The sequence below is a fragment of the Streptomyces sp. NPDC048504 genome, from assembly GCF_043200035.1.
Taxonomy (GTDB): domain Bacteria; phylum Actinomycetota; class Actinomycetes; order Streptomycetales; family Streptomycetaceae; genus Streptomyces.
Genome location: NZ_JBICXA010000001.1, coordinates 236,922 through 262,712, shown reverse-complemented (window position 1 = coordinate 262,712; position 25,791 = coordinate 236,922). Strand labels below are relative to the sequence as shown.

Below are 25,791 nucleotides of genomic sequence, written 5' to 3'. Positions count from 1 at the left end.
GGTGACTTCCTTGCGGTCGGTGTCCACTTTCAGCCGGTCTCTTTCCGTGCGCGGCACCTTCATGCCCCGGCCGGGCCCAGGTCACCCGGACGGAGCACCCGCTCTCTCGCCGGCCGCGGTCCTGTCCATGCCGGCGCGGTAGGCACCGGGGGTGATGCCCGCCGTCTGGGCGAAGGTCTGGACGAAGGCGCTGGTCGTGGCCCATCCGCAGGCGTGGGCGGTGTCGGTGACGGTGGTGCCCTCGGCGAGCATGACCATCGCGGTGAAGATCCTGGCCCTGGTGCGCCACTGCGGGAAGGTCATGCCGAACTCGTCGCGGTAGAGGCGGGAGAGGGTGCGCTCGCTGGTGTGCACGCGGCCGGCGAGCCGGCCGAGGGTGCAGGGCTCGTGCAGGTCCTCTTCGACGAGGCGGCAGGCGTCGGCCAGCCGTTGGTCGCGGGCCGCGGGCAGGGCGACGGGCTCGGCCGTCACGCGGCGCAGCCGGTCGCGCAGCACTGTCTCGATGTGCCGGGTCTCGCTGTCGGTGAGGGCGGTGCCGGTGAGCGCGATGAGCAGTTCGCGCACCAGACTGTCGACGGCGATCACCGCGGGGCGTTCGGCGTCGAGCAGGGGCGCCCTGCCGTGGGCGGGGAAACCGACGGTGTGGAAGCGGCTCCGGCCGTGGAAGCGGTGTTCGTGCCAGGTGTTCGCCGGGATCCACACGGCGCGGTCGTTCGAGGCGATCCAGGAGCCGTGTTCCGTGGTGATCGCGAGCACGCCCGAGCTGACGTAGATCAGCTGGTGGTCGTCGTGGCGGTGCCGGTCGATGGTCTCGCCGCCACCGAGGAACCGGGTGGTGGTCGGCGCGACGGGCTCGTGGCGGATCTGCGACATAGGTAGGCAGAATACGGGAAGCGCGCCCGGGGTGTTCCGGCCCATCGTGGACGCGTGACAACCATCCAGGAAGCAGACACTCCCCGTGAGGCGGGTGGTCCGCCCGGACACTGGCGCCGGATACGGATCTGGGCGAGCGCCCACGCCGTCGACGACTTCTACCAGGGCCTCGTACCCGCCGCGGTCCCCTACTTCGTACTGCAACGCGACTTCAGCTACGTACAGGCGTCGGGCCTGGCCCTCGCCGCGACGCTCGGCAGCGCACTGCCCCAGGTGCCGATCGGACTGCTCGCCGACCGGTTCCGGCTGCGCTGGATGTCGCCGCTGGGGGTCGGCCTGGCGGGGATCGGGGCGGGCCTGTCCGGACTGACGCCCTCCTACCCACTGGTCTTCGCCCTCCTGCTGACGGCAGGCGTCGGTGTCGCCATGTTCCATCCGCCCGCGGGCCGCGACGCACGCCGTGCGGCCGGGGGCAGCGCCACCGCGATGAGCTACTTCGCCGCGGGCGGCAGCGTCGGCTTCTTCATCGCCCCGGCGCTGGTCACCCCGGCCCTGGACACCCTCGGGATGAGCGCCACGGCCCTCTTCATCCCGCCCGCCGTCCTCATGGGCTTCGTCCTGTTCCGCCACCACAACCGCACATCCGCCACGGCGGTCGGAGCGGTCCGGCGCCAGGGCAGGGACCTGCCGGGCCGGTTCGCGGCCCTGACCGCCGTCGAGATCGTACGGTCCACCATCTCGACCGGGCTGAACACCTTCATCTCGCTGTACTGGATCCGCCACCTGGGAGCGAGCAGCGGCCTCGGCGGGCTCGCCCTGACGCTCGAACTCGGCGGCGGTGTCGCCGGCACGCTGCTCGGCGGGCGGCTGGCGGACCGCATCGGCATGGTGCGCACCGTCCAGATCGGCAACGCGGCGATGCTGCCCGCCCTGTGGCTCATGCTGATCTGCGACGACGAATACGCCGCGCTGCCCCTCGCGCTGCTGGTCGGCCTGATCTCGAACATCCCGTTCGCCGTCCTCATCAAGCTCGGCCAGGACTACCTCCCCAGCCGCCCCGGCACCGCCGCCGGCGTCACACTGGGCCTCGCGGTGAGCGCCGGCGGACTTTCAATGCCGCTGCTGGGCCTCATCGCGACGCACTACGGTCCCCGGGGCGCCCTCGCGGTACTCGCCACGGTGCCGGTACTCGCGATGCTGCTCTCCGCGTTCCTGCGCGAACCGGGCCAGTACGACACTCAGACGGGCAGTTGCTCGGCCAGTCCGACGATGATGCCCTCCGGGCCGCGGACGTAGCAGAGCAGGTAGCTGTCCTCGAAGCGGGCGATCTCGCCGAGGAGTTCGGCGCCGTGCGGGCGCAGGCGGGCGACCGTGTCCTCGATGTCGTCGACGGCGAACATGACGCGGTGGGTGCCCAGGATGTTGTGCGGCCGGTCGCGCGGACCGGCACTGGTCGCCTCGGGGCTGCGGTACCTGGCCAGTTCCAGGCGGCTGTGGCCGTCCGGGGTCCGGACCATCGCGATGTCGCAGCGGACGCCGTCGAGCCCGGTGCACTGGTCGGCGACGAGGCCCTCGACCTGCGCCCTGCCCTCCAGCTCCATACCGAGCTCCACGAAGAACGCGACGGCCGCGTCCAGGTCGTCGACGACGATGCCTACATTGTCCATCCGCTGAATCGCCATGGTGATCTCTCCTTCTTCCCGGTACGGCTTCCCGCTACGGCTTCTCCGTGCGGCCGGTGGTGGCCGCCGATGTCCCTGGGACGGAGCAGACGGCACGTTCTCGACATCCGCCGACCACCGAACTCCGGAAAATCCGCATCCCGGCGCCGAGCCGACACGGCCGAAGCCCCGTCCACACAAGGACGGGGCTTCGGTCACTTCCGCTCCGGCGAGGCTTACAGGCCGCCCTCACCCATTCCGTGCACGGCGGGGATCGTGCCCAGCCGCCCCTTCTGGAAGTCCTCGAACGCCTGCTGGAGTTCCTCGCGGGTGTTCATGACGAACGGACCGTAGTGCGCCATCGGCTCGCGGATCGGCTGGCCGCCGAGGATCGCGACCTCCAGGTCCGGGGTGTTCCCGTCCTGCTGCTCGTCCGCGCGGACGGTCAGCGAGGAACCGGCGCCGAAGACGGCGGTCTGGCCCATGTGGATCGCGCGCCGCTCGGCACCGACCGAGCCCTTGCCCGCCAGCACGTACGCGACACCGTTGAAGTCCTCGCGCCAGGGCAGGGTGACCTCCGCACCCGGTGCCACCGTCGCGTGGATCATCGTGATCGGCGTGTGCGTGATGCCGGGACCCTGGTGGCCGTCCAGCTCACCGGCAATGACGCGCAGCAGCGCGCCGCCATCCGGGGTCGTCAGCAGCTGGACCTGACCGCCGCGGATGTCCTGGTAGCGCGGGGGCATCATCTTGTCCTTGGCCGGGAGGTTCACCCACAGCTGCAGGCCGTGGAAGAGACCGCCGGACACGACGAGCGACTCCGGCGGCGCCTCGATGTGCAGCAGGCCCGCGCCCGCCGTCATCCACTGCGTGTCGCCGTTGGTGATGGTGCCGCCACCGCCGTTGGAGTCCTGGTGGTCGAAGACGCCGTCGATGATGTACGTGACGGTTTCAAAGCCACGGTGAGGGTGCCAGGGGGTGCCCTTGGGCTCGCCCGGCGCGTACTCCACCTCGCCCATCTGGTCCATCATGATGAACGGGTCGAGGTGGCGGTAGTTGATCCCGGCGAACGCGCGGCGCACCGGGAAGCCCTCACCCTCGAAACCGCTGGGCGCGGTCGAGACGGCGAGCACGGGACGTGCCACGGCGTCGGCCGGCGCGGCCACGCGGGGCAGGGTCAGCGGGTTCTCTACGGTCACTGCAGGCATGTCGGGACCTCCTTGTGCGTCGAGTTTAGTTGAGCGTTGAACTTTCTGCTACCCCACAACAGAAGGAGCCCGGAGGGCATTCCCTCCGGGCTCCACAGGGGTGGAAGAACTAGCCGTACATCCTGCGCATCGCGAACTCCACCATCTGCTCGACCGCCTTCGCGTCGAACACCATCCGGTGCTCGCCCTCCATGTCGACGACGAAGCCGTACCCCGTCGGCAGCAGGTCGATGACCTCGGCGCCGGTGATCACGAAGTACTTGGACTCCTTGCCGGCGTAGCGGCGCAGTTCCTTGAGCGAGGTGAACATCGGGATCACCGGCTGCTGGGTGTTGTGGAGCGCGAGGAAGCCCGGGTTGTCGCCGCGTGGGCAGTACACCTTGGAGGTCGCGAAGACCTGCTGGAAGTCCTCGGCCGCCATCTGCCCGGTGGTGAACGCGCGCACCGCGTCCGCGAGCGAGGGCGGGGACGGCTCGGGGTAGAGCGGCGGCTGCTGGCCGTAGCCGCCCACGCCACCGGCCATCTGCTGCTGGGGCGGGACGTACCCCTGCTGAGCGCCCACGTTCTGGTCGTAGCCGTACATGCCCGCAAGAGTAACGAGTAACGAGTCACAGATGGACGGCTTGGGGTTGCGTCTTATTACCGACGGGTAGCATCATCGTAGCTACTGCTTAGTACAAGTCTCGTCGTACATATCTTTCTACGGAGTCGTCGCCATGGGGCACTACAAGTCGAATCTCCGCGACATCGAGTTCAACCTCTTCGAGGTCCTCGGGCGCGACAAGCTGTACGGCACCGGTCCGTTCGCGGAGATGGACACGGACACCGCGAAGAGCGTCCTGGAGGAGCTGACCCGGCTCGCGGAGAACGAGCTGGCCGAGTCCTTCGCGGACGCCGACCGCAACCCTCCCGTCTTCGACCCCGAGACCAACACCGCGCCCGTCCCGGCCTCCTTCAAGAAGTCGTACAAGGCGTTCATGGACTCCGAGTACTGGCGTCTGGGCCTGCCCGAGGAGATCGGCGGCTCCACCGCGCCCCGTTCCCTCATCTGGGCCTACGCGGAGCTGGTGCTCGGCGCGAACCCGGCCGTCTGGATGTACTCCTCGGGTCCCGCGTTCGCGGGCATCCTCTTCGAGGAGGGCAACGACGTCCAGAAGCACATCGCGCAGATCGCCGTCGACAAGCAGTGGGGCTCCACCATGGTCCTCACCGAGCCCGACGCGGGCTCGGACGTCGGCGCCGGCCGCACCAAGGCCGTCCAGCAGGACGACGGCTCCTGGCACATCGAGGGCGTGAAGCGCTTCATCACGTCCGGTGAGCACGACATGTCGGAGAACATCCTCCACTACGTCCTCGCCCGCCCCGAGGGCGCCGGACCGGGCACCAAGGGCCTGTCCCTGTTCCTCGTCCCGAAGTACGAGTTCGACTTCGAGACCGGCGAGCTGGGCGAGCGCAACGGCGCCTACGCGACGAACGTCGAGCACAAGATGGGCCTCAAGGCGTCCAACACCTGCGAGATGACCTTCGGCGACCGCCACCCCGCCAAGGGCTGGCTGATCGGTGACAAGCACGACGGCATCCGCCAGATGTTCCGCATCATCGAGTTCGCCCGCATGATGGTCGGCACGAAGGCGATCTCCACCCTGTCGACGGGCTACCTGAACGCGCTGGAGTACGCCAAGGAGCGCGTCCAGGGCCCCGACCTGGCGAACTTCATGGACAAGACCGCGCCCAAGGTCACCATCACGCACCACCCCGACGTGCGCCGCTCGCTCATGACGCAGAAGGCCTACGCCGAGGGCATGCGCGCCCTGGTCCTGTACACCGCCGCGATCCAGGACGAGATCCAGGTCAAGGAGGCCTCCGGCGAGGACGCCGCCGCCCTGGAGGCCCTCAACGACCTCCTCCTGCCGATCGTCAAGGGCTACGGCTCCGAGAAGGGCTACGAGCAGCTCGCCCAGTCGCTGCAGACCTTCGGCGGCTCCGGGTTCCTCCAGGAGTACCCGATCGAGCAGTACATCCGGGACGCCAAGATCGACACCCTGTACGAGGGCACCACCGCGATCCAGGGCCAGGACTTCTTCTTCCGGAAGATCGTCCGCAACCAGGGCGCGGCCCTCAACTCCCTCGCCGAGGACATCAAGAAGTTCCTCGCGCTGGGGACAGGCGGCGAGGACCTGGCGGGCGCCCGCGAGCACCTCGCCAAGGCGGCCGTCGAGCTGGAGGCCATCGTCGGCCTGATGCTGACCGACCTCGCGGCGACCGAGCAGGACGTCAAGAACATCTACAAGGTGGGCCTCAACACCACCCGCCTGCTGCTCGCCTCCGGTGACGTGGTCGTCGGCTACCTGCTCCTCAAGGGCGCGGCGATCGCCGCCGAGAAGCTGGAGACGGCCTCCGCCAAGGACCGCGCCTTCTACACCGGCAAGATCGCGGCTGCGAAGTTCTTCGCGGCCAATGTGCTGCCCGGCCTGACCCTCGCCCGCAAGGTGGCCGAGGGCGTGGAACTGGACCTGATGGAGCTGGACGAGGCAGCCTTCTAGACAGCCTCGCACCAGCCCCGCACCCCGTTCCGGGACAGACCGGAACAGCTTCGCGAAACCCCACATCGCCCTTGCGAGGGCCCGCTCCCGGCGCCGGGAGCGGGCCCTCGTACGTCGTTAAGGTGAACCCCATGAGCGAACCCTCCCGCTTCGACCGCGGCCACACCGACGACCTGTTGTCCTTCCTGGCGGCGAGTCCCACGCCGTACCACGCCGTGGCGAACACCGCCGAGCGGCTGGAAAAGGCCGGATTCAGGCAGGTCGCCGAGACGGACGCATGGGACGGCACCAGCGGCGGCAAGTACGTGCTGCGCGGTGGCGCGATCGTGGCCTGGTTCGTCCCCGAAGGTGCGGCCCCCCACACCCCCTTCCGCATCGTCGGCGCGCACACCGACTCCCCGAACCTGCGGGTCAAGCCGCGTCCCGACACCGGCGGGCACGGCTGGCGCCAGGTCGCCGTCGAGATCTACGGCGGGCCGCTGCTCAACTCCTGGCTGGACCGCGATCTCGGTCTGGCCGGCCGGCTGACCCTGCGGGACGGTTCGACACGCCTTGTGAACGTGGACCGGCCGCTGCTCAGGGTGCCCCAACTCGCCATCCACCTGGACCGTTCCGTGTCGGCGGACGGGCTCAAGCTGGACAAGCAGCGGCACCTCCAGCCGATCTGGGGCCTGGGCGACGACGTCCGCGACGGCGACCTGATCGCCTTCCTGGAGGAGGAGTCGGGGCTCGCGCCGGGCGAGGTCACCGGCTGGGACCTGATGACGCACTCCGTGGAGGCACCCGCCTACCTGGGCCGCGACGAGGAGCTGGTCGCCGCCCCGCGCATGGACAACCTGCTCTCCTTGCACGCCGGCCTGGCGGCCCTCGCGTCCGCCGCCGCCCGCGAGGACCTGCCGTACATCCCCGTGCTCGCCGGTTTCGACCACGAGGAGAACGGCTCGCAGTCCGACACGGGCGCGGACGGGCCGCTGCTCGGCGGGGTCCTGGAGCGCTCGGTGTTCGCGCGCGGCGGGTCGTACGAGGACCGGGCGCGGGCCTTCGCCGGGACCGTCTGCCTGTCCTCCGACACGGGTCACGCGGTGCACCCGAACTACGCGGAGCGGCACGACCCGACGCACCACCCGCGGGTCAACGGCGGACCGATCCTCAAGGTCAACGTCAACAACCGCTACGCCACGGACGGTTCGGGCCGCGCGGTGTTCGCCGCCGCCTGCGAGAAGGCCGACGTGCCCTTCCAGACCTTCGTCTCCAACAACTCCATGCCCTGCGGCACGACGATCGGCCCGATCACCGCGGCCCGGCACGGCATCAAGACCGTCGACATCGGCGTGGCGATCCTCTCGATGCACAGCGCCCGCGAACTCTGCGGCGACCGCGACCCGTTCCTGCTGGCCAACGCGCTGGCGGCGTTCCTGGAAGGTTAGTCAACTCCCATCCGGCGCATGGGGGTTGCCTTCCCGGGTACCCGGAGGCGGACCGGGCCGACCGGACCGGACAGGGAGGCGACACTCATGGGCCTGGGCGGATGCATCATCCTCATCGCCGTCGGCGCGATCCTCACGTTCGCGACCGACTGGCACATGCAGGGGGTCAATCTCGACCTGGTCGGCGTCATTCTCATGGCCGTCGGGCTGATCGGGGTCGTGACGTTCAGCAGCCTGGCCCGGCGCCGACGCGTGCTGATACCGGGCCAGACGACCGTCGTCGAGGACGACGAGACACGCGGCTACCGCGGTGGCTACGGCGCCTGAGCCACGCCTGACCGGATCCTTCAGCGGTGGATACGCGGGCGTAGTCCGCACTCGGGCCGAATCGCCCGCACAGGACATCCACAGACAACCGTGAGCAATCCGTGACGCAAGTCGTATTGTGCGGTTGTGTGAACCTCGTGAAGACTCTGTGCAGTTGAGGGTCCGGGGAGAGGCAGCCCCGGGCCCGTCTCACGATCTTCACTGGGGGGCGCTGCCGTGCTCGAACCACGGCTGGTGGTCCTGATCCCGGCCCACAACGAAGCGGACCGCATCGGCGCCGCCATCGAGGGCCTGTGGCGCCAGACCCGCAAACCCGACCTGATCGTCGTCGTCACCGACAACTGCACCGACGACACCGCCGCCGTAGCCGCATCGCACGGAGCGGAAGTCTTCGCCACACAGGGCAACTTGCACAAAAAGGCCGGCGCCCTCAACCAGGCCATCGACTGGGTCCTGCCCCACCTCGACGAGCGCGACCTCCTCCTGGTCCAGGACGCGGACACCGTCCTCAACCCCTGGTTCAGCGAGACCGCGACGGCCACCTTCAACCGCAAGGTCGGCGCCGTCGGCGGAGTTTTCTACGGCGAACAGGGCGGCGGCCTCCTCGGCCTCCTCCAGCGCATGGAGTTCCAGCGCTACGCCTGGGAGCTGGACCGCACCGGCGGCAAGGCCCAGGTCCTCACCGGCACCGGCACGATGTTCCGCGCCCGCGTCCTGCGCGAGGTGCGTCGGGCCCGCCTCGACGGTCTCATCGGCGGCGGCGACGGCTACTACAGCCTCGCCTCCCTCACCGAGGACGACGAGATGACCAAGGCGGTCAAGACGCTCGGCTACCGCGCTATGTCCCCGGCGGGCTGCGCGGTCACCACCGAGGTCATGACCAGCCTCCCCAAACTCTGGCACCAACGCCTCCGCTGGCAGCGCGGCGCCCTGGAGAACCTCCGCGACTACGGCTGGACCAAGGTCACCGCCCGCTACTTCCTCCAGCAGTTCCTGATGGGCTTCGGCGCCCTGTCCTTCCTGGTCTACCTGGCCTTCATGGCGACCTACACGGCGGTCTACGGCTTCCCCGGCCTCTCCCCGTTCTGGACCGCCATCGGCCTGATCTTCGTGGTCGAGAAGATCGTCTCCGTACGCCGCGCCGGACCCGTCGCGGTCCTGGTGGCCGCGCTGATGGTCCCGGAGATGCTCTACGACCTCTTCCAGCACGCCGTCTACTTCACCTCCCTGTGGGGCCTGGCCCGCCGCAGCGAGGAGAAGTGGGTGGCGACCTAGCCCACCCCTCACGCACCGGAACGCTGTAGCGGAACCCTTAGGAGAAACGTTTATGTACGGAAGAGTTGTCGGCGCCGGTACCACCGGCGCCGGAGGTGCCACGCTGGCCGCGACGGGACTGTGGTTCAGCAGCATGGCGATGATGGTGGCGGCGACCACGCTGGTCGCGGCGGGCATGGCGCTGTACAAGCTGGCACCGCGCCCGCGCCGCCGATAGGGCGTTGCCGGAGGTCCCCCGTTTCAGGCGTCCTGGTCGGCCCGGTCGTCCATGCCGGCCAGCACGAGGGGGAGACGGTCCGCCCCGCCCTCGGTGAGGCGGACCGGGACACCCCAGTCCTGCTGGTGGACATGGCAGGCGGGGTACTCGTTGGCGCCCGCGGCGGAGCCGCTATTGGATGCAGTGTCATCACAGGACGCCGCCATGGCCGATACGTGCAACACGCCTTCCACCACGGCCGGGTCGAGGGCCAGGGTGCGGTTCAGGTCCGTGCCCGCGCCCTCGCCGGCGAGGAGCAGCTCGGGCGGTGTCGCTGAGACGAGGAGCCGGGTCGAGGGGCCGTAGCGGGTGTCGAGCTTCTGCCCCGCCGGCGCCTGGAAGATGACGTCCAGCTTCAGCTCGCCGGGGGCGACTTCGGTGGCCGCGCGCTGGGTGCGATGGGCCACGGACTCGACGCGCACGGCCTCCTCCGGCAGGCGCAGCCGGGTCAGCCGGTGCCGGGCCGACTCGACGACCAGGATGTCGTCGCCGACGAGGACGGCGTCGCTCGGCTCCCTCAAGTCCGTGGCCAGTGTGGTTACTTCGCCGGTCGCGGGGTCGTAGCGGCGCAGGGCGTGGTTGTACGTGTCGCTGATCGCGACCGAGCCGTCCGGGAGCGCGGTGACGCCCAACGGGTGCTGGAGCAGCGCCTGTTCGGCCGCTCCGTCACGGTGCCCGAAGTCGAAGAGCCCGGTGCCGACGGCGGTGTGGACGGCTCCGCCGAGGTCCACCCAGCGCAGGGCGGACGTCTCGGAATCGGCGAGCCACAGCCGGTCGGCGGTCGCGGCGAGTCCGGAGGGCTGAGCGAACCAGGCCTCGGGTCCAGGTCCGTCGACGAGCCCCTCGTTGGTGGTGCCGGCGGTGACGGCGACGGTGTTGTCGTTCGGATCGTAGGCCCAGAGCTGGTGGACTCCGGCCATGGCGATCCACACCTTGCCCTGCCACCAGGCCACGTCCCAGGGCGACGAGAGGCTGACCTCGCGGGCGGGGCCCGAGGTGGGCTCGCCCTGCATCCACTGCCGACCGGTGCCCGCGAGGGTGGTCACGGCGCCGGTGGTGAGGTCGAGCCGCCGTAGCGCGTGGTTCACGGTGTCGGCGACGACGACGGAACCGTCGTCGAGGAGGGCGAGCCCCTGGGGTTCGTTGAAGCTCGCGGAGTCGGCAGGACCGTCACCGAGCCCGCGCGTCCCGGAACCGATCCGCCGTACGACGCTCTCCCCGTCCGCCGCCAGCTCGACGAGTTGGTGCCGGGTGGTGTCGCTGACCAGGAAGGTGCCGGAAGGCAGGGCCAGTGCCTTGCCCGGGAAGCGCAGGACCGTCGGCTCCGGCTCCGGTGCGACATACGGCCCGTCGCCGCGCCGGACCGTGCCCTTCGCCGTGTGCTCGGTCTCCAGCTCCTCCACCAGCCGCTCGATGGCGTGCGCATGACCCTCGCCCGCGTGCTGTGCGACGACGTACCCCTCCGGGTCGATCACCACGAGCGTCGGCCACGCGCGCACGGCGTACTGCTTCCAGGTCGCCAACTCCGGGTCGTCGAGCACCGGATGCTCGACGCCGTACCGCTCGACCGCGTCCACGACCGCCTGGTGCTCGGCCTCGTGCACGAACTTCGGCGAGTGCACGCCGATGATCACGACCGTGTCCCGGTGCCTCTCCTCCAGCTCACGGAGTTCGTCCAGAACGTGCAGGCAGTTGATGCAGCAGAAGGTCCAGAAATCCAGGATGACGATGCGTCCCCGCAGGTCGGCAAGGCTGTACTGCTTCTCGCCCGTGTTCAGCCAGCCGCCCTTGCCGGTGAGCTGGGGGGCGCGGACACGGGCGCGTCGGGGAGTCGGGGTCGCGGATGCATCGGTCATGAATCAAGACTGCCACCCACCACTGACAGTCACCTCACCGGACCGTCACGTCGCGAGATGACCCACGAAGATCCCGACGAGTATCCGGCCGTCCCGCTCGGGGATCGGCAGGGAAAAGTGCACACGGTCGCGGTCATAGAGACGTTTGCCGTGCCAGTCGCACCGGTAGGTGTCGCCGTCATGGTCGACGTTGCGTTGCTCCCATGCCTTGACGTTCTTTTTCGTGTTGGCACTCTCGGGAGAGATGTCCAGACCCAGCGCGTCGAACCTGCGCATGACCTGGTTCAGGTCGCCACCACAGTCCGCCAGTGTCCGGGAGAATTGGTCGTTGAGAGCGCCGAGGAGCGTGACCAGCCAGGGCAGTACCTCGGCGTAGGAGCCCTTGAAGTGGTGCAGGCGCAGGGAGTCGGCGAAGAGCAGCCGGGGGAAGGCGTCCTCGGTGAAGACGAAGAAGTGCTCGGCCGGGACGGGTTCGTGGGTGAACAGGCCTCGCCAGAAACCCGGCGCGTCCTCCGGCATCCGCAGGACGTGGGCCTTCACCTCGTCGTGGCCCGTCTCCGTCGTTCGCGTGACGGTGAGCCAGCCGGACGGCCAGTCGGGTTCCTTGGCGTACGGCGCGAGGAGGCAGGACATGGCCCGGCCGTCCGCCGCCCTGGCCAGGGCGTGTGCCATGCCCCAAGAGGGCTCGCGCCAGGGGCCGTCGGCCACGCGGACCGGCTGGGGCACATCCGCCTCGTCGGGTTCCACGCGCTTGCACTTGCCCAGCAGCTTCTGCAGCCGGACTCGCTTGTCGCGGGGTAATCCGCCGTCCGGTGAATAGAGGACGTCGAACAGCGCGACGGACGGGCGGCACTCGGTTTCGTACGCGGGTTCCATGAGAGCTGCTTTGCGGCCGTCCGCAAGCGGCTCCAATAACTCCGCGAGCAGGTCAAGGGCGTCCTGAAGATCCGAGTCCGTCAGCTCCCGCCAGTCGAAGCACTCCTCGCCGACGACGACGCGATAGTCGTCGCCAGCCTTGGCATCACCTGCCACGTCGAGCACGGGCGAGCCTCCCCAGGTCGGTCTCGATCTGGTCGAAGAAGCCGCTCGGCCAGTGGCTGAGTTCGCCCTTGTCGTTGATGCCGATGGGCAGGGTGCGGTCGTGATCGAAGTAGTGCGTGACCATGTCCTTCGCGGGGAGCGAGCCGTCCTGCGCTACGGCGAGCCGGGCTCCGTTGAGAACGTGGTCACTGTGCGTCTCCACGAGTACCTGCACCCCGCTGCCCGCCACACGCGCGAGGAAGCGGCCCAGACGGGACTGTCCCGCCGGATGCAGATGGGCCTCCGGGTTCTCCACGATCAGCAGGTCGCCCGGCTCGGTGAGCAGACCGGCGACGATGACGGGCAGGGCGTAGGAGACGCCGAAGCCGGTGTTGGCGGGGCGGATCTCCTCACCGATGAGGCTCGTCTCACCGAAGCGGATCGTCCCGGCCATGATGCCTGCGGCCAAGCGGGCGGTGATGCGTAGTGGCCGGATGATCTCCGATGCCCACGCTTCGGCCTGGGCTCTCAGCTGCGGACCGGCGCCGTCCGGGTGATGCAGCGGACCCCGCACCTCCCCGCGCGGACTGCGGGGGCCGATCGCACGAGTCTCGCGCAGCGCCAACACCTGTGCCGTGAACTCGCCGTGCACACCCACCCCGATCCGGTCGGGTTCGTCGGCGGACAGGGCCAGGGTGTCGCGCGGACCGAGGCGCTCCGCGCACAGATAGGTGAAGGCGGGATCGGCGACACCCGGTCCGATACCGGGTACGACCGCCACCGGGAGCCTCCGTACGTCTAGATGCAGGGCCTGTTCGGCATCGGGCAGGCCAAAGCCGAACACCCATGACTCACCGTCCGGTCCGCCGAGTCGTACCGTGATCTCCGTCGCGCCGGATGTCCAGTTGAGTACGTCGCGGGCCTCGCCGAGGGCCAGGCCGAGCGGCCCGTTCAGCCGGACCGTGCCGCCCGCCTTGCCGCCGCCGGACATGGCCGCCAGCCGGGCCAGCAGCAGGGACTGGATCACGGTGCTCTTGCCGCCGCCGTTGACGCCAGTGAGGACGGTCAGGGGGCGCACTTCGAACGACTCCGACTCGAATCGTTTGAAGCCCCGGATCTCCAGAGAGGTGATCACCGGCCGGCTCCCGCGTCCTCGACGGCGGCCTTGAAGCGGTAGTCGACGCGGAACCGGTCTGCGGTGGAAGAGGTGATGGCGTTGAGGTAGACGAAGTCGACGGTCATCCGCGTCCGCGCGGCCTTTACTACCGCCGTGCGGCGCGCACGCAGATCGGCGGTGGTGTGTTCGGGGTCGGCCAGGGCGAGCGACCAGCTCTCGAACATGGCGCGGTTGATCGGACGGCGGTAGTCGTCGCCCTTGGGCCACTTGCGGAAGGCGTGCTCCCCGAAGACGAGGTAAGCATGGGTCATCGCACGTTCGAAGGCGGCCTCCAGCGCGGCCACCCGCTCGTCCGGGACCTGCTTCGGATCGTCGAGCAGCTCGGTGGCGTCCATCAGGAACAGTTCCATCATGGGACGCTCCTGGTACGCCTCGACGCCCTTCAGCCAGAACGCGGCGAACCTCAGTGCCATCTCCCGGTCGTTCATCCGGATGTGGTTGGTGAGGCGGCCCCCGGTGGCCTTGGCGAAGGCGTCAGTGTGGGTCATCCGGTGCAGGACGCCCCTGCTGCGCGGGCTGCTCATGCAGTGGCGGATCTCCTGCGCGTTCAGCGGGGTCCCGCCGGTGTTGATCCGCTTGAAGATCTCGTACGTCACTCCGCGCGGGGTCGTCGGATCGATCACGTTGACGATCAGCTGGGTGTTGTTGATCCGCCGCTGGAACGGCACGGGGAGATCGCTGAAGCGCAGATCCTTCAGGTCGTCCAGATGCTCCAGCTTCCCAAGGGCGAATCCGGTCTTCTCCCCGCCCCGGACGAACGCATGCAGTGTGGACAACCGCTGAAGGCCGTCGACGACCCGGAACGACCCGTCGGTGTCCTCCGCGAAATAGAACGCGGGCAGCGGGATCTGAAGCAGCAGGGACTCGACGAGCAGGGACTTCTGATCGGCGCGCCACACCTGCAACCGCTGGAAGTCCGGAGCGAGTTCGATGGATCCCTCGTCGATCTGGTCGAGGATGTTACGCAGGGAGAACTGGCTGGTGTTCACCCGGATCTGGTCGGGGTTCCACGGCCGTTGGATCCGCTCGGTGTCCCCGCTGGAGTCCTCGACCTCGATGTCCGTGGCGTGTCCTTCGAACACGTCCTCCACGACGTCCGGGGTCGTCTGCGCACCTTCGATTGCCATGTGCGCCATCCTAGGGGCGGGTGATCGAGGAGATGGGGGCGTTGCGTCGATCTCCCCCGCCGTGCTTCGGCGGTGCGCGGCGCCGGCCGGCGGCGAGGCCGAGGACGTCCGTCAGAGACGCGACCAAACGGCGGGCGATCCAGCGGAGTTCGTCGACTGTCAGGGGTGCATTGTCGTCCACCATCAGCCGTGCGTGGCCCAGGACGACGGCTGCTGTTTCGAGTTGTCGGCGTCGCCGTTCGGAAGGCTGGGCGGGTCGGTCATGGTGATGCCGGGCGTCGTACAGGTGGGTCAGCGGGCAGGTCGAACCACACCGCCTTGCCCTCCGGGTGGGGCTGACCGCCGTACGGAATGTCCGGGCCATGTCCCCAGCGGCCCTCGGTGAGGGCGTCCACCAGGTACAGGCCCCGGCCACCGCCTCGCTCACCCGGTTCTGCCGTCAACTCCCTTATCACCGGCGGGTTTTCGTCCCCGTCGTACACCACGACCCGCAGCCGCCCCTCTTCCACCGCCAGCCACAGCACCGTGCCGTCACCGCCCTTCGCGTGGACGCAGGCGTTGGTGATGAGTTCCGAGGTGCAGAGGATCGCGTCGTCGACCAGGGCACGGTCCAGCTCCAGCGTGCGCAGGACGGTGGCGACGAAGTCGCGGGCGATGTGGGGAGAGGTGTCGAGGGGTGGGCAGATCAAGGTGTATGAGGGCATGGGGCATCAACTCCGGTGGAGTGAGGGGGGTTTGCACGAACCCGGGCTCGTTGCTGTCCGGCGCCCCGGTGCCGACGGCCGGGGTGGCACTTCCAACGGGGGGCGTGCGTGCGGGAGTTGCGGATGGGTGACCACGCGGGCACCCTCCGTGAGTACGTCACGAAGGTACTCGATATATTTGCAACGCCGCAACCGAGTCAGTGGAACTGAGGAGATCTCATGCCGCCGAGGGCCATCCCCACCGCACGTCAGGTACGCCTTGGCGCGGAGTTGCGCAGGTTGCGCGAGGCGGCGGGGCTGGTGTCCCGTGATGTCGCGGCCTGGCTGGGGACGAGCCAGGCGCAGATCAGCAATATCGAGTCGGGAAAGCACGGCGTCAGCGAGGAACGGCTACGAAGGCTCGCCGAGCACTACTCCTGCGATGACGCCCAGGTCATCGACGCACTGGTCGACATGGCCAACGAGCGGGACAAGGGCTGGTGGGAGGAATTCCGGGGCGTGGTGCCTCTCCAGGCTCTGGATCTCGCCGAGTTGGAGCACCACGCGTCGTACGTCCGCACGTTCGAGGTTGTACACATTCCGGGGATCCTGCAGACCGAGGACCATGTGCGCAGCGCCTCGGTATTTGCGCAGCCGCATCTTCCCGAGGATGACCGCGAGGCTCGCATCGCCTTCCGGATACGACGCCAGCAGGTACTCAAGAACGGAACGCCGTATGACGTGACCATCCACGAGGCCGCGCTACGAATGCGCGTCGGCGGACCCAAAGTCACCCGCGCCCAGTTGGAGCACCTTCTCCAAGCATCCGAGCAGGCGAACGTCACGATTTGCGTCATTCCGTTCGTGGCCGACGGCTTCGCTGGTGCGGGATTTCCTCTGCAGTACGTTGGCGGGGTGGTCCCTCGACTCGACACCGCGCAGATCGACACAACGCACGGCGCCGAGTTCATCGATGCCCCCGCCCAACTGAACCGCTACCGAGTGCGCCTTGAACGAGTCGAAGGTGCCGCCCTCCCGCCGGAGGCGTCCGTCGACTTCATCCGCCGTATCGCTCAGCAACTGTGAAAGGTATGCCGTGTCTCAGACTCTCCGCTGGCAGAAATCGTCGTTCTCAGGAGGAGACGACGACACCAACTGCCTGGAGATAGCCACAGCCCCCACCACCCTCCACCTCCGCGAGAGCGACGAACCCGCCACCCTCCTTGCCCCCACCCCCGCCGCCCTGAACGCCCTACTCACCGCACTGAAGGGCCAGTTCAGGGCGTGACCCGTCATCGCGTCCACATGGTCCGGGCCACGTGCTCATCGCCGACCGTTGACGTGCCCGTCGGTTCGAGGAGCAGGATCTCGGAGACGTTCCAGACCCCGCCGACAAAGATCCGACAGCACACCGACACCACAGGCACGCGGCCGTGGGGCTGCCAGGGTCAGCCCGGCTTGACCGCCAGCGTCGCGAAGTAGTGCGACATGTACTGAGCGGATGCGTCGGACTGGTGCGGCGCTTCCGTGAAGCCGGTGAGGACGAACCCCGCGGCGAGTTGCCCGCCGATCTGGTCGGTGAGGGTGTGGCTGTATTCAAGAGCGGCTTCCGCGCCGAACTTCGTGGCGCGTTCCTCGGCGGAGTACCGCGTGACATCGCTGTAGGGCAGCTTGTGCACGACGATCAGCTCGCCGCGCTCGTCGAGCGCCTCGTGGTCGAACAGGTACACATCAGGGTTGAGGAAGCCCGCGAGCAGAGTTCCGCCCGGTCGCAGGACGCGGAAGCACTCGCGCCACACCGGTGCCAGGTCCGGTACGAACAGGTTGGAGACCGGATGGAACACGACGTCGAACGTCGCGTCGCCGAAGGCGCCGAGGTCGCGCATGTCGCCCAGGACGGTGCGCAGTTCGAGTCCGTCGCGCGCGGCCACCAGCTGATCCTGGCCGAGCTGGCCGGGTGAGTTGTCGAATACGGTGACCCGCGACCCTGCGGCGGCGAGGATCGGACCCTGCTGGCCGCCGCCGGAGGCCAGGCACAGCACGTCCTTGCCGGTCAGGTCCGCCGGCAGCCAGGAGCGGTCGACCGGCTCGTGCCCGATGAGAACGATCGACCAGTCGCCCCTGCGGGCGCGCTCGACATCCTCGGCACTCACCGGCCTCGACCACTCGTTGCCCTCTTGGACGTACTTGTCCCAGGCTGCCCGATTGTGGGCAACGGGGTCGACAACACCGTCCTGCACGTTCAACTCCCTGCTACGGCCGAGCGGACACCAGCGGTACTGCCAGTCCGGTGCCGCCAGCCAACACGATCGCGGAGTGCGGGCCAACGAAATTAGCGGCAGCGGGTCAGTTCAGGGTGTGACCCGTCGTCGCGTCCACATGGGCCGGGATCTCCTCGTGCTGGTCGCCGACCGAGAGCGTGCCCGTGGGTTCGAGGACGAGGATCTCGGACGGGACGGGGGCGTACGGCTTGTGTTCCGTGCCGCGCGGGACCGTGAAGACGCTGCCCTTGGGGAGGACGACCGTGCGCTCCCCTGCCTGTTCACGGAGTGCGATGTGCAACTCGCCCTCCAGGACCAGGAAGAACTCGTCGGTGTGGTCGTGGGTGTGCCAGAGGTGTTCGCCCTCGACCTTGGCGACGCGGACGTCGTAGTCGTTGACGGTGGTGACGATGCGGGGGCTCCACCGGTCGGTGAAGGAGGCGAGGGCGGCGGGGAGGGAGATGGGTTCCGTGGTTGTCATGGGGTCAGCCTGCGGGGTGTCGGGGCGGCCCCACGAGTGCTAGGAATCGCACATGCCGCAAGGATCCTCTCAGCGCCCGCACCGCCCTCATCGGGTCGCCGTGATCGTCGACGAGGGCACCAACCCCTTCGAAGTCGGCGTCGCCACCGAGCTGTTCGGGCTGCCTCGGCCCGAACTCGGGCTGCCCGGGCCGCTGTACGAGGTGCTGGTGTGCACGCCCGCGCGTGAGGTGCGGATGAACCACGGGTTCTTCACCCTCACCGGGGCGCATGGTCTCGACGGGGTGGATACGGCGGACACGCTCGTCGTGCCGGGCCGGCCCGACAACGTCGTACCACGCGGGGTGGCCGTCCTCGACGCCATCCGGCGCACCCACGCGCGCGGGGCCCGTGTCATGAGCCTGTGCACCGGGAGCTTCGCGCTCGCGGAGGCGGGGTTGCTCGACGGGCGCCGGGCGACCACGCACTGGATGTGGGCCGACCGTTTCCGCGCCCTGCACCCGCGCGTGCGGCTCGAACCGGACGTCCTCTTCGTGGACGACGGGGACATCCTCACCGCCTCGGGGAGCGCCGCCGCGCTCGACCTGGGGCTGCATGTCGTACGGCGGGACCATGGCGCCGAGATCGCCAACGCGGTGTCCAGGAGGCTCGTTTTCGCGGCCCACCGGGACGGCGGGCAACGGCAGTTCGTGGAGCGGCCGTTGCCCGATGTGCCCGACGAGTCGCTCGCGCCGCTGCTCGCGTGGGCGCAGGAACGGCTGGGCGAGTCGTTGACGGTGGCCGAACTGGCGGGCCGGGCCGCGGTCAGTCCGGCGACCCTGCACCGGCGCTTCCGGGCGCAGCTGGGGACGACGCCCTTGGCCTGGCTGACCGGGGAACGGGTGGCGCTGGCGTGCCGGCTGATCGAGCGCGGGGAGGAACGGCTGGACGTGGTCGCGGCGAGGTGCGGTCTGGGCACCGGCGCGAACCTGCGGATGCGGCTGCGGAGGGAGACGGGATTGAGCCCGTCGGCCTATCGGCGGCGTTTCGGACCGGCTGCCGGGGAAGCCGTAATGTCATGAGATTCCTCGTACGCGATCGGATCCTCGGCTTCGGTGAGGATTACTGGATCGAGGACCAGAACGGCAACAAGGTGTTCCTGGTCGACGGCAAGGCCATGCGCATCAGGGACACCTTCGAGCTGAAGGACACGCACGGGCGCGTGCTCATCGACATCCACAAGAAGATGCTCGCCCTGCGCGACACGATGGTCATCGAACGGGACGGTGAGCCCCTGGCGACCATCAAGCACAAGCGGTTCTCCCTGCTGCGCAACCACTACAAGGTGTCCCTCGTCGACGGCACCGAACTCGACGTCAGCGGCAAGATCCTCGACCGCGAGTTCGGCGTCGACTACGACGGCGAACTCCTCGCCCAGATCTCCCGGCGCTGGCTCCACATCCGGGAGACCTACGGCGTCGACATCGTCCGGGACGACGCGGACGCGGCCCTGCTGATCGCGGTGGCGGTCTGCGTGATCCACCTGGCGGAGAAGGAACGGGAGGACTGACGCCCTACCGGAATCCGCTCCTCACCCGACTCGCCGCGGGCGCTCCAGCCCCAGCACCCGGTCCTTGAGCGCCGGGAACTGTTCCCGGGTCACGGCCACCTTCCCCGGGTCGAAGTCCACCGTGAGGATCTCCTCGCCCGCGCCCGCCTCCGCGAGGACCTCGCCCCAGGGATCGACCACGATCGAGTGACCGGCCTGGGGAACTCCCGCGTGCGTACCGGCCGTTCCACATGCGAGGACGAAGGACTGGTTCTCGACCGCGCGGGCCTGGGCCAGCAGGGTCCAGTGGGAGCGGCGGCGCTCGGGCCAGCCCGCGGGGAGGACGAGGGTCTCGGCGCCGGCGTCGACGAGACCGCGGAAGAGTTCGGGGAAACGGAGGTCGTAGCAGGTGCCAAGACCGATGACCGTCTCGGGGAGACGGACCGTCACCAGTTCGCTGCCCGCGCCCATCAGTACGGCCTCGCCCTTGTCGAAGCCGAAGCGGTGGATCTTGCGGTAGGCGGCGGCCAGTTCACCGGAGGGGGAGAAGACGAGGGACGTGTTGTAGAGAGGCCCGTCACCCGCGGCGGAGCCGCCGTCGGATGCTGTGCGTTCGGGGATCGAGCCCGCGTGCAGCCACACGCCCGCGTCGCTCGCCGCCTTGGCCATCGCCTCGTGGGTCGGGCCTTCCAACGGCTCGGCCTCCTCGGCGAACCGCTCGTAGGCGAACGCACCCGTCGTCCACAGCTCCGGCAGGACGACGAGATCCGCACCGGCCTGCTCACGGACGAGGGACGCCACCCGAACCCGGCGAGATTCGACCGATTCGCCCTCTTCTACGGCGATTTGAAGGAGAGAGGCGCGCACACTACCACCGTCCTGGCATTCGAGCCGTTCACACGGGCCTACGATCGTCACACGAAAGCACTGCCGGGGTGCCTCACAGCAGCGTAACTTAGCGTTTCAAGACACCCGCCGACAGCCACCTCCCGCTGGCAACGCCGCCCGCCACCCGACCTGTACCGACCGCCGAGGGGTCCCGTTCCGTGAGTCTGCATCCCACTCTCCAGCCCTACGCCGACGCCTGGACCCACTCCATCGACGCGATATCCGAGCTGGTCACCCCGCTCGTGGAGGGAGAGTGGAACCGGCGAACGCCGTGCCCGGGCTGGTCGGTGCGCGACGTGGTCTCCCATGTCATCGGGCTGGACACCGAGATGCTCGGCGACCCGCGCCCCATCCACACCCTCCCGCGCGACCTCTACCACGTCACCAACGAGAACCAGCGGTACATGGAGATGCAGGTCGACGTACGACGCCACCACACGGCGCCGGAGATGACGTCCGAGCTGGAGTACACGATCATCCGCCGCAACCGTCAGCTGCGGAACGAGTCGCGCGACCCCGGCACGAAGGTCCGCGGCCACGTCAGCACCGAGGTCACGCTCGAAGAGTCCATGCGGAACCACGCGTTCAACGTGTGGGTGCACGAGCAGGACCTGCGCACCGCCCTCGGCCGCCCCGGCAACCTCGACTCGCCCGGCGCGCACATCGCCCGTGACGTGCTCCTCGCCGCGCTCCCGAAGATCGTCGCCGACGACTCGGGCGCACCGCGCAGTTCGGCGGTCGTCTTCGACGTGCACGGTCCGATCGAGTTCCTCCGTACGATCCGCGTCGACATCCAGGGCCGCGGCACCCTGGAGACCGCCCCCGCGCTCGGCCCCGCCGCGACCCTGATCCTCGACTGGGAGACATACGTACGGCTGGCCTGCGGGCGGGTCACCCCCGACTCGGTGTCGGACAAGATCAAGGCGGACGGCGATCCGGAGCTGTCAGCTTCGATACTGCGGAACTTCACCATCACGAAGTAGCACGGACCAACACGCCCAAGTCGGTCGCCGGGGGCGGGAACTCGTTCACCGGGGCGGGAAAATCGTTGTCGGTGGTCTGCCGTCCGCGGCTAGCCTCCGCCGCATGTCTGACGTGACGTCCAGAACCGAGAACACCGGGACCGCTGACCGTGCCGAGCCCGACGACGGGCCTCCCCGGCTCACCCGGCTCACCTTCCACAGCCCGCTCTCCGAGGCGCGTGCCGCCGGGATCGTGCGGCGACTGGCCGGTGCGGGGCCGCGCACGGTGCTCGACATCGGCTGCGGCTGGGGCGAGTTGATGCTCCGGGTCCTGACCGCCGTACCGGAAGCGCGGGGTGTCGGGGTCGACGTGAACGCGCGGGATCTGGCGCGTGGGCGGCGCGATGCCGAGGCGCGGGGGCTCGCGGAGCGGGTCGAGTTCGTCGAGGAGTCGGCCGTGGGGACGGTGCGTGGGCCGGCCGATCTGGTGCTGTGTCTGGGCGCGAGCCAGGCTCTCAGCGCCGAGGAGCCGCCCCGGCACACCGTTGAAGCCCTGCGGGAGTTGCGGCGGCTCGTCGCCGACGGGGGACGTGTGCTGTTGGGTGAGGGGTTCTGGCAACGCCCGCCCACGACGGCCGAGTTGGCCGGCATGTGGCCGGAGGCGCGCGCCGACGAGCACTACGACCTGGGGACGCTCGTCGATCACGCGGTGGCGGCCAGGTTCCGGCCCGAGTGGACCGAGACGGCGAACGCGGACGAGTGGGAGGAGTTCGAGTCGGCGTACCAGGCGGACGCGGAGGTGTGGCTGGCCGGGCACGGCGACCATCCCCTGGCCGCCGCGACCCGCGAACGGCTCGACCGGCACCGGGCCCAATGGATGAGCTACCGGGGTGTGTTGGGGCTCGCCTACCTCACCCTCGTAGCAGCCTGAGAGAGGCTCACGCGGGTACGTGGACCGTCTCCACCCGGCTCGCCACGAGGCGTTCGCTCTCGCGGCGGGCCGCCCGGCGCCGCAGCCGGAGGATCTGGCTGACGCCGACCGCCTGGAGCAGGAAGATCACCGAGAAGGCGATCGAGTAGTTGTCGCCGGTCGCGTCGAGGAGCACGCCGACCAGGAACAGGGTCGTCATCGAGGCCACGAAACCACCCATGTTGGTGATCCCGGAGGCGGTGCCCTGACGCTCCGGCGGGTTGGCCGGGCGGGCGAAGTCGAAGCCGAGCATCGAGGCGGGCCCGCAGGAGCCGAGCACCGCGCACAGCACGATCAGCAGCCACATCGGCGCGTGGTCACCGGGGTAGAGCAGCGTCACCGCCCACACCAGCGCCGTAGCGCCGACCGTGCCGAGCGCCAGCGGCAGCCGCGCGGTGTGGTGCCGGGCGACGATCTGGCCGTAGACCAGGCCGACGAGCATGTTGGACAGGACGACGAGGGTGAGGAGTTCGCCGGCGGTGGCGCGGGACAGGCCCTGGGCCTGGACCAGGAACGGGAGGCCCCACAGGAGCAGGAACACCATGGCCGGGAACTGGGTGGTGAAGTGCACCCAGAGGCCGAGGCGGGTGCCCGGTTCGCGCCAGGAGGCGGCGATCTGGCGGCGGACGTAGGCGGCGCCCCGATGCGGGAAGGGTTCCGGTTCGTGGCCCTCCGGGTGGTCCTTCAGGAACAGAAGAAGCAGGACGAGGACTACGACGCCCGCGAGCGCGCTGCCCGCGAAGGCGGCCGTCCAGCCGATGCCGTGCAGCAGGCGGGCGATCACCAGGGTGGAGACGAGATTTCCGGCCATTCCCGCGAGGCCCGCGAGCTGGGCGACCATCGGGCCGCGCCGTGCCGGGAACCAGCGGGTGCCGAGCCGCAGCACGCTGATGAACGTCATCGCGTCGCCGCAGCCGAGCAGTGCGCGGGAGGCGAGGGCGGTGCCGTAGGAGGGGGAGAACGCGAAGCCCAACTGGCCTGCCGTGAACAGCAGGACGCCGATGGTCAGCACCTTCTTGGTGCCGAGGCTGTCGACGAGGAGGCCGACGGGTATCTGCATGCCGGCGTAGACCAGCAGCTGGAGGATCGAGAACGTCGACAGGGCCGAGGCGTTGACGTGGAACCGCTCGGCGGCGTCGAGGCCGGCGACACCGAGGGACGTACGGAAGATGACGGCCACGAAGTAGACGGAGACGCCGATGCCCCACACGGCTAGGGCGCGGCGGCCGCCGGGCGGATCACCGGGAAGGGAGAGGGCGGAACTGGAACTGCTACTACTGCTGCCGCTCATCGGACCTCGCCCCGAGCCAGGTGGGAGAACCAGTCGACGTGCTGATGGACGATCCCGGCGGCCGCCTCGGCGTCGCCGGTGCGCAGCGCGTCGAGGATCGCCGCGTGCTCGGTGAGGGTCTTGGCGATGCGGTCGGGGTGCGAGTGCATGATCGCGACGCCCATCCGCAGCTGCCGGTCGCGGAGCTGGTCGTAGAGGCGGGAGAGGATCTCGTTGCCGCCGCTGCGGACGATCTCGGCGTGGAAGCAGCGGTCGGTGACGGCGGCGCCGGCCAGGTCGCCCGCGGCGGCCTGTTCCTTCTGCCGGTCGAGGAGTTCTTCGAGCCGGGCTATGAGGGTGGGCGACGCCGGTACGACCTTGCGGACCGCGTGCTGCTCGACCAGCATCCGGGTCTCGACCACGTCCGCGATCTCCTGCGAGGAGACGGGCAGGACCAGGGCGCCCTTCTTCGGGTAGAGCTTGATCAGCCCTTCGACCTCCAGGCGCAGCAGCGCCTCGCGCACGGGTGTCCGTGACACTCCGACGGCCTCGGCCAACTCGCCCTCGGTGAGCAGGGTTCCGCCTTCGTAACGCCGGTCCAGGACACCCTGTTTGACGTGGGCGTAGACGCGGTCGGCGGCGGGGGGTTGCTTGACGGCGGATGGTGAGGCGAGGGACGGAGCGGGGGACGGGGACGGCATGAGGACAGCATAGATACAACACGTACGCATGAGGACGGGCGTCCAGGATGCGGACGGAAGCGAGGGGAGCGGAACCGAGGGGGATCGAAGGGAACCGGGGGAAGCCGGGATTGCGTCTACGGGGATGCGTGTACGGCGTGAGTTTCCGTAGTTTCCGCGGCCGGTTCTCGGGGGCGTTTCACACATTCGGGGAACCCGGCGCAGCAACCGCACAACCTTCTGTGCTACTTACGTGTCACACACGTGCGGCCCTCTCTTTCCCCCCTCCAACTGGGCCGTTCCTCAGGGGCATTCAACGTATTCGGGGTACCTCAGTTGATTACTGCCATTACCGGCATCAAGGGCAGCCGCTTCCGCAGAGCCGCCGCGGTCACCGTGACCGCAGGCGCCGTGCTCGCGACCGGCGCCCTGACCGCGGCACCCGCGCAGGCTGTCACCAAGCCGTCGATCGTGGCCGCGGGCGGTTTTGTGATGAACAACGCCACCGGCAAGACGCTCTACACGAAGGCCGCGGACACCAAGCGGTCGACGGGCTCCACGACGAAGATCATGACCGCGAAGGTCGTTCTCTCCCAGTCGAACCTCAACCTCGACGCCAAGGTCACCATCCAGAAGGCGTACAGCGACTACATCGTCGCCAACACCGCCTCCTCCGCCCACCTGATCGTCGGCGACAAGGTCACCGTCCGTCAGCTCCTCTACGGCCTGATGCTGCCGTCGGGCTGCGACGCGGCGTACGCGCTGGCCGACAAGTTCGGTACGGGCTCGACCCGGGCCGCGCGCGTGAAGTCGTTCATCGGCAAGATGAACTCGACGGCGAAGACGCTCGGCCTGACGAACACCAAGTTCGACTCGTTCGACGGCATCGGCAACGGCAACAACTACTCGACGCCGCGCGACCTGACGAAGCTCGCCAGCAACGTGATGAAGAACTCCACGTTCAAGACGGTCGTCAAGACCAAGAAGTACACCGCCAAGACGGTCACCAAGACCGGCAGCACCCGCACGATGGCTGCCTGGACCAACACGAACACCCTGCTCAGCAGCTACAGCGGCACCATCGGCGTGAAGACCGGCTCCGGCCCCGAGGCCAAGTACTGCCTCGTCTTCGCCGCCACCCGCAACGGCAAGACGGTCATCGGCACGGTCCTCGCCTCGTCGTCGGTCACCCAGCGCGCGACGGACGCGACGAAGCTCCTGAACTACGGCTTCGCGACGATCTGACATACCGACACGTTCTTCGGGGACCTGCCGCATGCCAGCGGCGGGTCCCTTTGTCGTACGGCGGCTCCTGTCGT

28 protein-coding genes are annotated in these 25,791 nt (G+C 69.0%); 13 read left to right on the top strand and 15 right to left on the bottom strand.

All coding sequences use genetic code 11. From position 1 onward, the window contains the following. Positions 1 to 81: 81 nt before the first annotated feature. Positions 82 to 873: an AraC family transcriptional regulator gene (locus ACGFY9_RS01200; RefSeq protein ID WP_393750713.1), complete on the bottom strand. Its 792-nt coding sequence runs from the start codon at positions 871 to 873 to the stop codon at positions 82 to 84. A 120-nt stretch (positions 874 to 993) separates the two neighbouring features. Between ACGFY9_RS01200 and ACGFY9_RS01195 the strand changes: the two genes are divergently transcribed. After that, on the top strand, positions 994 to 2,169 hold the full coding sequence (locus ACGFY9_RS01195) for an MFS transporter (protein ID WP_393751739.1): 1,176 nt from the start codon (positions 994 to 996) through the stop codon (positions 2,167 to 2,169). On the opposite strand, the gene ACGFY9_RS01190 is transcribed toward ACGFY9_RS01195, so the two are convergent. The 3 genes from ACGFY9_RS01190 to ACGFY9_RS01180 form a co-directional block, all read right to left on the bottom strand. Next, positions 2,112 to 2,555 (bottom strand): VOC family protein, encoded by a 444-nt coding sequence (locus tag ACGFY9_RS01190; protein WP_393750711.1) that lies wholly within the window; start codon positions 2,553 to 2,555, stop codon positions 2,112 to 2,114. The genes ACGFY9_RS01195 and ACGFY9_RS01190 overlap by 58 nt on opposite strands. Positions 2,556 to 2,770: 215 nt before the next feature. Continuing rightward, the gene (locus tag ACGFY9_RS01185) at positions 2,771 to 3,742 is read right to left on the bottom strand and encodes a pirin family protein (protein WP_078622785.1); all 972 of its coding nucleotides are present in this window, start codon (positions 3,740 to 3,742) and stop codon (positions 2,771 to 2,773) included. 109 nt (positions 3,743 to 3,851) lie between these two features. Further along, entirely contained in the window at positions 3,852 to 4,325 is a 474-nt protein-coding gene (locus ACGFY9_RS01180) for an SseB family protein (RefSeq protein WP_019073480.1), read from the bottom strand. A gap of 133 nt (positions 4,326 to 4,458) precedes the next feature. On the opposite strand from ACGFY9_RS01180, the gene ACGFY9_RS01175 reads away from it, so the two are divergent. The 5 genes from ACGFY9_RS01175 to ACGFY9_RS01155 all read left to right on the top strand — a co-directional run bounded on the left by ACGFY9_RS01175 (position 4,459) and on the right by ACGFY9_RS01155 (position 9,531). Beyond that, complete coding sequence (locus ACGFY9_RS01175) at positions 4,459 to 6,285, top strand: acyl-CoA dehydrogenase (RefSeq protein WP_393750710.1); 1,827 nt, start codon at positions 4,459 to 4,461, stop codon at positions 6,283 to 6,285. 131 nt (positions 6,286 to 6,416) lie between these two features. Continuing rightward, positions 6,417 to 7,712, top strand: a complete 1,296-nt coding sequence (locus tag ACGFY9_RS01170) for a M18 family aminopeptidase (protein WP_393750708.1) — start codon at positions 6,417 to 6,419, stop codon at positions 7,710 to 7,712. Positions 7,713 to 7,799: 87 nt separating this feature from the next. Next, complete coding sequence (locus tag ACGFY9_RS01165) at positions 7,800 to 8,039, top strand: DUF6458 family protein (protein WP_393750706.1); 240 nt, start codon at positions 7,800 to 7,802, stop codon at positions 8,037 to 8,039. 216 nt (positions 8,040 to 8,255) lie between these two features. Further along, positions 8,256 to 9,314 (top strand): glycosyltransferase, encoded by a 1,059-nt coding sequence (locus tag ACGFY9_RS01160; protein ID WP_393750704.1) that lies wholly within the window; start codon positions 8,256 to 8,258, stop codon positions 9,312 to 9,314. 52 nt (positions 9,315 to 9,366) lie between these two features. Then, positions 9,367 to 9,531, top strand: a complete 165-nt coding sequence (locus ACGFY9_RS01155) for a hypothetical protein (RefSeq protein ID WP_393750702.1) — start codon at positions 9,367 to 9,369, stop codon at positions 9,529 to 9,531. Between the two features lie 23 nt (positions 9,532 to 9,554). On the opposite strand, the gene ACGFY9_RS01150 is transcribed toward ACGFY9_RS01155, so the two are convergent. The 6 genes from ACGFY9_RS01150 to ACGFY9_RS01125 all read right to left on the bottom strand — a co-directional run bounded on the left by ACGFY9_RS01150 (position 9,555) and on the right by ACGFY9_RS01125 (position 15,454). Further along, the gene (locus ACGFY9_RS01150) at positions 9,555 to 11,426 is read right to left on the bottom strand and encodes a thioredoxin-like domain-containing protein (protein WP_393750701.1); all 1,872 of its coding nucleotides are present in this window, start codon (positions 11,424 to 11,426) and stop codon (positions 9,555 to 9,557) included. 45 nt (positions 11,427 to 11,471) lie between these two features. Next, positions 11,472 to 12,467, bottom strand: coding sequence for a hypothetical protein (locus ACGFY9_RS01145; RefSeq protein WP_393750699.1), 996 nt, complete (start codon positions 12,465 to 12,467; stop codon positions 11,472 to 11,474). After that, positions 12,448 to 13,581: a DUF3696 domain-containing protein gene (locus ACGFY9_RS01140; protein WP_393750697.1), complete on the bottom strand. Its 1,134-nt coding sequence runs from the start codon at positions 13,579 to 13,581 to the stop codon at positions 12,448 to 12,450. Before ACGFY9_RS01140 ends, ACGFY9_RS01145 begins: the two co-directional genes overlap by 20 nt. Then, positions 13,578 to 14,750: a DUF262 domain-containing protein gene (locus ACGFY9_RS01135; protein ID WP_393750695.1), complete on the bottom strand. Its 1,173-nt coding sequence runs from the start codon at positions 14,748 to 14,750 to the stop codon at positions 13,578 to 13,580. Before ACGFY9_RS01135 ends, ACGFY9_RS01140 begins: the two co-directional genes overlap by 4 nt. 10 nt (positions 14,751 to 14,760) lie before the next feature. Further along, positions 14,761 to 14,934, bottom strand: a complete 174-nt coding sequence (locus ACGFY9_RS01130; protein ID WP_393750693.1) for a hypothetical protein — start codon at positions 14,932 to 14,934, stop codon at positions 14,761 to 14,763. A gap of 76 nt (positions 14,935 to 15,010) precedes the next feature. After that, a complete protein-coding gene (locus ACGFY9_RS01125; protein ID WP_393750691.1) occupies positions 15,011 to 15,454 on the bottom strand; it encodes an ATP-binding protein in 444 nt (147 codons plus the stop codon). Positions 15,455 to 15,673: 219 nt separating this feature from the next. On the opposite strand from ACGFY9_RS01125, the gene ACGFY9_RS01120 reads away from it, so the two are divergent. Together ACGFY9_RS01120 and ACGFY9_RS01115 are read left to right on the top strand one after the other, a co-directional pair. Next, positions 15,674 to 16,519, top strand: a complete 846-nt coding sequence (locus ACGFY9_RS01120; protein WP_393750689.1) for a helix-turn-helix domain-containing protein — start codon at positions 15,674 to 15,676, stop codon at positions 16,517 to 16,519. Positions 16,520 to 16,529: 10 nt separating this feature from the next. After that, complete coding sequence (locus ACGFY9_RS01115) at positions 16,530 to 16,721, top strand: DUF397 domain-containing protein (protein WP_393750687.1); 192 nt, start codon at positions 16,530 to 16,532, stop codon at positions 16,719 to 16,721. 160 nt (positions 16,722 to 16,881) lie between these two features. Here the strand turns inward: ACGFY9_RS01115 and ACGFY9_RS01110 are convergent, their stop codons facing one another. After that, positions 16,882 to 17,673 (bottom strand): class I SAM-dependent methyltransferase, encoded by a 792-nt coding sequence (locus ACGFY9_RS01110; RefSeq protein WP_393750685.1) that lies wholly within the window; start codon positions 17,671 to 17,673, stop codon positions 16,882 to 16,884. 106 nt (positions 17,674 to 17,779) lie between these two features. Beyond that, a complete protein-coding gene (locus ACGFY9_RS01105) occupies positions 17,780 to 18,175 on the bottom strand; it encodes a cupin domain-containing protein (RefSeq protein ID WP_393750683.1) in 396 nt (131 codons plus the stop codon). A gap of 52 nt (positions 18,176 to 18,227) precedes the next feature. On the opposite strand from ACGFY9_RS01105, the gene ACGFY9_RS01100 reads away from it, so the two are divergent. Both ACGFY9_RS01100 and ACGFY9_RS01095 read left to right on the top strand, forming a co-directional pair. Continuing rightward, the gene (locus ACGFY9_RS01100) at positions 18,228 to 19,235 is read left to right on the top strand and encodes a GlxA family transcriptional regulator (protein ID WP_393750681.1); all 1,008 of its coding nucleotides are present in this window, start codon (positions 18,228 to 18,230) and stop codon (positions 19,233 to 19,235) included. Then, positions 19,232 to 19,723 carry an LURP-one-related/scramblase family protein gene (locus ACGFY9_RS01095; RefSeq protein ID WP_033285334.1) on the top strand — a complete coding sequence of 164 codons (492 nt, stop codon included), beginning with the start codon at positions 19,232 to 19,234 and terminating at the stop codon, positions 19,721 to 19,723. The genes ACGFY9_RS01100 and ACGFY9_RS01095 overlap by 4 nt, the downstream gene beginning before the upstream one ends. 21 nt (positions 19,724 to 19,744) lie before the next feature. On the opposite strand, the gene ACGFY9_RS01090 is transcribed toward ACGFY9_RS01095, so the two are convergent. Then, positions 19,745 to 20,569 (bottom strand): carbon-nitrogen family hydrolase, encoded by an 825-nt coding sequence (locus ACGFY9_RS01090; protein ID WP_393750680.1) that lies wholly within the window; start codon positions 20,567 to 20,569, stop codon positions 19,745 to 19,747. Between the two features lie 179 nt (positions 20,570 to 20,748). On the opposite strand from ACGFY9_RS01090, the gene ACGFY9_RS01085 reads away from it, so the two are divergent. Further along, positions 20,749 to 21,573 (top strand): maleylpyruvate isomerase family mycothiol-dependent enzyme, encoded by an 825-nt coding sequence (locus ACGFY9_RS01085; RefSeq protein ID WP_393750678.1) that lies wholly within the window; start codon positions 20,749 to 20,751, stop codon positions 21,571 to 21,573. A gap of 103 nt (positions 21,574 to 21,676) precedes the next feature. After that, positions 21,677 to 22,483, top strand: coding sequence for an SAM-dependent methyltransferase (locus ACGFY9_RS01080; RefSeq protein WP_393750677.1), 807 nt, complete (start codon positions 21,677 to 21,679; stop codon positions 22,481 to 22,483). 7 nt (positions 22,484 to 22,490) lie between these two features. Here the strand turns inward: ACGFY9_RS01080 and ACGFY9_RS01075 are convergent, their stop codons facing one another. Further along, complete coding sequence (locus tag ACGFY9_RS01075) at positions 22,491 to 23,813, bottom strand: nitrate/nitrite transporter (protein WP_393750675.1); 1,323 nt, start codon at positions 23,811 to 23,813, stop codon at positions 22,491 to 22,493. Next, positions 23,810 to 24,493 carry a GntR family transcriptional regulator gene (locus ACGFY9_RS01070; protein WP_393750673.1) on the bottom strand — a complete coding sequence of 228 codons (684 nt, stop codon included), beginning with the start codon at positions 24,491 to 24,493 and terminating at the stop codon, positions 23,810 to 23,812. The genes ACGFY9_RS01075 and ACGFY9_RS01070 overlap by 4 nt, the downstream gene beginning before the upstream one ends. Positions 24,494 to 24,808: 315 nt before the next feature. Here ACGFY9_RS01070 and ACGFY9_RS01065 point away from each other — a divergent pair, with 315 nt between their 5' ends. Continuing rightward, entirely contained in the window at positions 24,809 to 25,717 is a 909-nt protein-coding gene (locus ACGFY9_RS01065) for a D-alanyl-D-alanine carboxypeptidase family protein (RefSeq protein ID WP_393750671.1), read from the top strand. Positions 25,718 to 25,791 lie beyond the last annotated feature (74 nt).

Coding starts and splice junctions, on each gene's coding strand:
- ACGFY9_RS01165 (WP_393750706.1), top strand. CDS start 7,800: ATGGGCCTGGGCGGATGCATCATCCTCATCGCCGTCGGCGCGATCCTC.
- ACGFY9_RS01180 (WP_019073480.1), bottom strand. CDS start 4,325: ATGTACGGCTACGACCAGAACGTGGGCGCTCAGCAGGGGTACGTCCCG.
- ACGFY9_RS01155 (WP_393750702.1), top strand. CDS start 9,367: ATGTACGGAAGAGTTGTCGGCGCCGGTACCACCGGCGCCGGAGGTGCC.
- ACGFY9_RS01120 (WP_393750689.1), top strand. CDS start 15,674: ATGCCGCCGAGGGCCATCCCCACCGCACGTCAGGTACGCCTTGGCGCG.
- ACGFY9_RS01105 (WP_393750683.1), bottom strand. CDS start 18,175: ATGACAACCACGGAACCCATCTCCCTCCCCGCCGCCCTCGCCTCCTTC.
- ACGFY9_RS01170 (WP_393750708.1), top strand. CDS start 6,417: ATGAGCGAACCCTCCCGCTTCGACCGCGGCCACACCGACGACCTGTTG.
- ACGFY9_RS01190 (WP_393750711.1), bottom strand. CDS start 2,555: ATGGCGATTCAGCGGATGGACAATGTAGGCATCGTCGTCGACGACCTG.
- ACGFY9_RS01150 (WP_393750701.1), bottom strand. CDS start 11,426: ATGACCGATGCATCCGCGACCCCGACTCCCCGACGCGCCCGTGTCCGC.
- ACGFY9_RS01185 (WP_078622785.1), bottom strand. CDS start 3,742: ATGCCTGCAGTGACCGTAGAGAACCCGCTGACCCTGCCCCGCGTGGCC.
- ACGFY9_RS01125 (WP_393750691.1), bottom strand. CDS start 15,454: ATGCCCTCATACACCTTGATCTGCCCACCCCTCGACACCTCTCCCCAC.
- ACGFY9_RS01135 (WP_393750695.1), bottom strand. CDS start 14,750: ATGGCAATCGAAGGTGCGCAGACGACCCCGGACGTCGTGGAGGACGTG.
- ACGFY9_RS01095 (WP_033285334.1), top strand. CDS start 19,232: ATGAGATTCCTCGTACGCGATCGGATCCTCGGCTTCGGTGAGGATTAC.
- ACGFY9_RS01075 (WP_393750675.1), bottom strand. CDS start 23,813: ATGAGCGGCAGCAGTAGTAGCAGTTCCAGTTCCGCCCTCTCCCTTCCC.
- ACGFY9_RS01080 (WP_393750677.1), top strand. CDS start 21,677: ATGTCTGACGTGACGTCCAGAACCGAGAACACCGGGACCGCTGACCGT.
- ACGFY9_RS01100 (WP_393750681.1), top strand. CDS start 18,228: ATGCCGCAAGGATCCTCTCAGCGCCCGCACCGCCCTCATCGGGTCGCC.
- ACGFY9_RS01175 (WP_393750710.1), top strand. CDS start 4,459: ATGGGGCACTACAAGTCGAATCTCCGCGACATCGAGTTCAACCTCTTC.
- ACGFY9_RS01130 (WP_393750693.1), bottom strand. CDS start 14,934: ATGGTGGACGACAATGCACCCCTGACAGTCGACGAACTCCGCTGGATC.
- ACGFY9_RS01200 (WP_393750713.1), bottom strand. CDS start 873: ATGTCGCAGATCCGCCACGAGCCCGTCGCGCCGACCACCACCCGGTTC.
- ACGFY9_RS01070 (WP_393750673.1), bottom strand. CDS start 24,493: ATGCCGTCCCCGTCCCCCGCTCCGTCCCTCGCCTCACCATCCGCCGTC.